The following is a 5,040-nucleotide window of genomic DNA, read 5'->3' on the forward strand; positions in this document are numbered from 1 at the left end:
GGAAGGAAACCAGCCTCGTCATGCAGTTGCCCCAATTTTTCCCACATCGTCACACTAGCTTCTTGCAGGGTATCATCGACGAGGTGCCAATCGGGCAAAATCGAACGAGCGAACGCGCGCAAAGCAGGTTCATGCTTGATAAATAGCCGCATAAACTCGCCTTCAGGCAGTTTTTCCAGAGGGCCGCGATCATGTTCGTTTGGGGCTTCCATAATTTCCTATTCGACTCGGTAGTTGGACCTGCCGCATTCTCTGAAAAAGAAAATTGGAAACTTAAGGGCATCGTCACGGTCCAAATTGATTCTACCGCGGTTTAAAAAGCGTATAAATTGTTAAGTTGTCCGCCTCGTGCTACTGCCAAGCACCTTCGGTTCAAAACGCGGTGGACGATTTCCGAGTGGCTACCTTCGCCAAAAGCTGTTGATTCGCATTAGCGCGATGACAATCCACGCTCTGGCGTGCGTAGCCACGAAACGCAGATGTGGTAATTTCCAGCCTAAAATATCGTTCACGAGGTTCAGTAGAGCCCGGGGAAATCACAAACAGGAATCCGAACGAAACTTGAAGTTCTTACCACGAACCTGTCATCACTCCCTCTGAATCCAGCCCCACCGAGCCTTCCATGAGTCACCTCGACCGTCGCCAACTTTTGCGTGCCGCAGGCGTTTCTGTCTGCCTGCCGCTATTTTCATCGCTGCGGGCCGGCGGGAACGAAGCGTCCGAGAAATCGTCAGGTCGGAAACCACGGATGGTTTGCATTGGCAACATGTTGGGGTTTCATCCCGAAGCCTACTGGCCCACCGCGGCAAACGCCAAATCCGACGAAGGCTTGACCATCCATCGCGACTTCTTGCTCGGTCGATCAACCGCACCACTGCGAGCCATTTCGGATCGGATGACGATGATTGCCGGATTGGACCACAATACCGCTGGCGGCCACTTTTCAGTCCATACGTTTTTGTCGGGCGTACGACAAATCGATGCTAAAACGATGCCCGACGCCAATGTCACCATCGACCAATACGCGGCCGAAACGATCGCCGGCCAGACACGGTTTCCTTCGCTGACCGTCGGCAGCGAAAGTGGCATCCATGGAGGCTGCCAACTGTCATGGACTCGCACCGGCACCCGAGTTCCGCCGATCACGGGGCCGGAACAACTATTTCAAATCCTGTTTGTAGGTAACAGCGAAAAAGACAAAGTCGCTGCCGCCGATCGATTCAAATTGCAAGGTTCGATCTTGGATCTCGTTCGTAGCGATGCCAATCGGTTCGGGCGGACACTGAATCAACAAGACCGTGACAAGTTGGACGAGTATCTAACGTCGGTCCGTGATGTCGAGAAACGAATTGGGCTGCGCCGCAATTGGATCGACGTCCCCAAGCCCGAGGCTCCGTTTGATCGCCCCAAAAATCGCAACATGGTCGAGGACCTGCCACTGTTATACGATTTGGTCGCATTGGCGCTGCAAACCGATTCGACGCGAATCGCGACGCTCGAGATCGGAGGCGATTTCAACCCACGCGACCTGGGCGTCGATGGTGATTATCACGCGTTGTCCCATCACGGACAATTGACCGAGCGGATCGAGGCACTGGTGAAATTGGAAACTTACCAAATCGAGCAATTCGTTCGCTTCGTCGAAAAGTTGTCGGCAATGAATGAGGGTGAGCACAACCTACTGGACCAAACGTCCGTCTTATTCGGCAGCGGGATGGGAAACGCCAATTCACACAACAACGTGAATCTACCCGTGATTTTAGCGGGAGGCGGTTTCGAGCATGGCCGGTTGCTGGCGTTCGATAAGAACTCGTCACATCGCCCTCCGCTGACCAATCTGTTCGTTTCAATGCTGCAAAACTTTGGTGTCGAGACTGACCGCTTTTCCACCAGCACAGGAACGCTGCGAGGTTTAGCATGATGTGGAGGCACTGCCTAAATTCGCGCCGAAGTATCCGCAAAAATGCTTCTGTCGTAGTGAACGAGGCAACGAGTCCTGCGGCAGGGGACTCGTTGCCTTGTCCAGGACCGAATTTGCCACTTAGCATTGTCGGAACAATCAGTGACGGGTTTTCCCGTTGCGGAAATCGTCAAGACGTTCGTTTTCCAGGCTGGTCGAAACTCTTGACGAGTTCCGCTACGTCAGTAATGACTTCGACCACGCTAATTTCGTTGGTGTTGCTGTTGGCGATGTCGTGCTGCGAGTGGTCTGCCAGTGCCAAGGCAGCGGATCCCGCATTCGGTTTCCTGGAAAACTACTGCATTGAATGCCACACGGTCGACGATCCGGGGGGCCAGCGTGAGTTTGAAACGCTCGACTTTGCCAAAACGCATCTGGATGCTCAGATTCAGTTACAAGAAATCATTGATCAATTGACGCTGGGCAGCATGCCGCCCGAGGATGCGGATCAACCGAGCGATTCGGAACGCGTCTCAGCGATCGAGCATTTGACGGGTGTGCTCGAGTCGATGCGTGCGGAAACCAGCAGCACTGGCGGGCAAACGGTGCTGCGGCGGTTGTCACGCCGCGAGTACCGCAATACGGTCGGCGACTTGCTCGCCATCGACATGAGTATGTTCGATCCGACGATCGAGTTTCCTGCGGACAACCTGTCTCAGCATTTTGATAACATCGGCGACACGTTGGTCACGTCGGGTCACTTGTTGGAAAAGTACCTGGACGCCGCCGACCGCTGTATCGAAAAAGCGTTGGCTTTGAGCGAACGTCCCAAAACGCAAACGTGGAGTTTCCGGGATGATTTCGTTCAACAACCTGAACTGAACCGCGCCCATCGATTAGCGTTCAACTACAAACACTTGGTGCTGTACGATCATCCGCTGAATGACAAGCCCGAAGGCGCGTACGGACACTTGCATCGGTTTGACGATGGTGTTCCCGTCGACGGGATGTACGAAGTGAAAGTGCTGGCCGAAGCGCTACACCGCGACACGCCTTACAACAAGCGGACGATCTTCATCGACTTGGACGAACCGTTTCGGATGGGCATTCGGCCTGGTGACACGTCACTTGGTGATTTGGTGCATACGCAGCCGATCCAGCCCAAGTTGGCCGAGGCGGTGATCGACGACAATGAATTGAAGTGGTACACGTTCAGAATACCGCTGGACCGTGGATTTGCTCCGCGTTTTACGTTTGAAAACGGCCAACATGATGTCCGCGGTGCTTACGCGAGAGTGTTTCGAAACCATGTCGATACGTTGCCTGCGAGTGTCCGCGGCGGAAAGGGAATTGTCGCGCACCGAAACGCGGTGATCAAACATGGCCAATTGCCGCAAATCCGTATTCATGAAGTCCAGATCCGCGGCCCGGTGGATGTCCAGTGGCCAACGCAAAGCCAACAACGACTGGTTGGAGGATCGAGCTTCGATCCTGAGAAAGCGTCCGAGCGAGTTCGACAATTTGCATCGCGAGCCTATCGTCGTCCGGCAACTGCGGATGAGGTTGCGGGATTGATGACGGTGTATCAAAGTCGCGTCGCAAGTGGGCATACTCCGTTTCAAGCGTACAAGGACACGCTGAAGGCGGCCTTGTGTTCGCCGGCGTTTCTGTATCTCAGCCCTCCTCCGTCGGCCGAGTCGAGCAAGTTATCGCAGCACGGTTTAGCTGAGCGTTTGTCGTACTTTCTGACGTCGTCGATGCCCGACGGACGTTTGCGACAACTGGCGGATGAAGGCCAATTGCATAATCCCGCCACCCTTCGCGAGGAAACGAAGCGGCTACTCGGTAGTCGCGATTCGGATGCGTTTGTAGCGGACTTTTTGGATAGCTGGCTCAATTTGCGTGCGCTGGGCAGCATGCCGCCCGATCCCAAAGCGTCACGCGAGTATTACGCGGCCGGTTTGGAACCGGAGATGAAACAGGAGACTCAGCGGTTCCTACGCGATCTGATTGACCGTAACGCGTCGGTGTTATTGTTCTTGAGCGGCAACTATTCATTCGTCAATCGCGACTTGGCCAAGTTGTATGGGATCGAAGATCAAGTGCCGGTCGACGCGGCCGCTGATTTTCATCGTGTCGTGTTCCGTGACCATCGGCGTGGCGGGTTGCTTGGACAAGCCAGCGTTTTGACAGTGTCGGCCAACGGTATCGAAACGTCACCCGTGATTCGCGGCGTGTGGTTGCTGGAAAATGTCTTAGGGACGCCGACGCCGCCACCACCGGATGACGTACCGTCGTTGGATCCCGATGTTCGCGGTGCGAAATCGATACGCGACCAGTTGGATCGGCATAGCGAATCGGCGGCATGTAACGTTTGCCACCGCAAAATCGACCCGCTCGGTTTTGCCTTGGAAGGCTTTGATCCAATCGGTCGGGTGCGACAGTCCTATGATGCTCGCGGCAAGCAAAAGATCGATACGTCGGGTGTGTTGCCAGGCGGCGAAACGTTTGCAGGACCCGCGGAATTACGCCAGCGGTTGCTTGAGCGAAAAGAGTTTTTCGTACGCACCGTGACCAACCGGTTGCTCAGCCATGGGCTCGGGCGACGAATCGAACCGACGGATCGAGCGGCGGTCGATGCGATTCTTGATCAAGTCAAAGCGGATGACTATCCGATGGCCGATTTGATCGCGGCGATTGTCGTCAGCGATCTATTCCAACAGCGTTAAGAACGCGCAGCAGTTCACCGTCGTAGTGGACGAGGCAACGAGTCCTGCAGCGTGGGTCTCGTTGCATCGTTCGCGACCGGGTGGGCTGTAAGGGGACTCGTTGCCTCGTCCACTACGGATTGTGCTGCTCGGGACTCGTTGCCTCGTCCACTATGGGGGTGTCCGCTACGGGATCATGTCGAGTTAGGCAGCGAGCTTGGGGGCGGTTCGCTTGGGTGGCTTGCCGTCACTTGGCAATTCGGATGCGACTTTTGCGTGCGGAATCGTGAACGGAAACTCGCCTAGTTCGAAATCAATTGGAACTTGCGTGTTCGCGGGTTCAATCCGATTCCACTTCCAATCCAAACGACGCCAAAACGAGAGCCCCTTGGCCCACTGCTGAATCGCTGCTTTCATGCGTACCGCGGGCAA

At 55.1% G+C, this 5,040-nt stretch carries 3 protein-coding genes and 1 pseudogene; 2 read left to right on the forward strand and 2 right to left on the reverse strand.

The genetic code is table 11. From position 1 onward, the window contains the following. A partial coding sequence (locus ABX962_RS29835; protein ID WP_372725002.1) for a sigma factor occupies positions 1 to 212 on the reverse strand: 212 nt, incomplete at its 3' end. Between the two features lie 410 nt (positions 213 to 622). Between ABX962_RS29835 and ABX962_RS29840 the strand changes: the two genes are divergently transcribed. Continuing rightward, positions 623 to 1,921 carry a DUF1552 domain-containing protein gene (locus tag ABX962_RS29840; protein WP_372725004.1) on the forward strand — a complete coding sequence of 433 codons (1,299 nt, stop codon included), beginning with the start codon at positions 623 to 625 and terminating at the stop codon, positions 1,919 to 1,921. A gap of 227 nt (positions 1,922 to 2,148) precedes the next feature. After that, the gene (locus ABX962_RS29845; protein WP_372725005.1) at positions 2,149 to 4,629 is read left to right on the forward strand and encodes a DUF1592 domain-containing protein; all 2,481 of its coding nucleotides are present in this window, start codon (positions 2,149 to 2,151) and stop codon (positions 4,627 to 4,629) included. Between the two features lie 183 nt (positions 4,630 to 4,812). On the opposite strand, the pseudogene ABX962_RS29850 reads toward ABX962_RS29845, so the two are convergent. Continuing rightward, positions 4,813 to 5,040: pseudogene (locus ABX962_RS29850) on the reverse strand (hypothetical protein); the annotation flags it as partial.

The organism is Novipirellula sp. (assembly GCF_041583735.1).
Lineage (GTDB): Bacteria > Planctomycetota > Planctomycetia > Pirellulales > Pirellulaceae > Novipirellula.

What these genes read in the sequence shown, in the direction of transcription:
- ABX962_RS29840 (WP_372725004.1), top strand. Translation starts at nt 623, where the DNA reads ATGAGTCACCTCGACCGTCGCCAACTTTTGCGTGCCGCAGGCGTTTCT.
- ABX962_RS29845 (WP_372725005.1), top strand. Translation starts at nt 2,149, where the DNA reads ATGACTTCGACCACGCTAATTTCGTTGGTGTTGCTGTTGGCGATGTCG.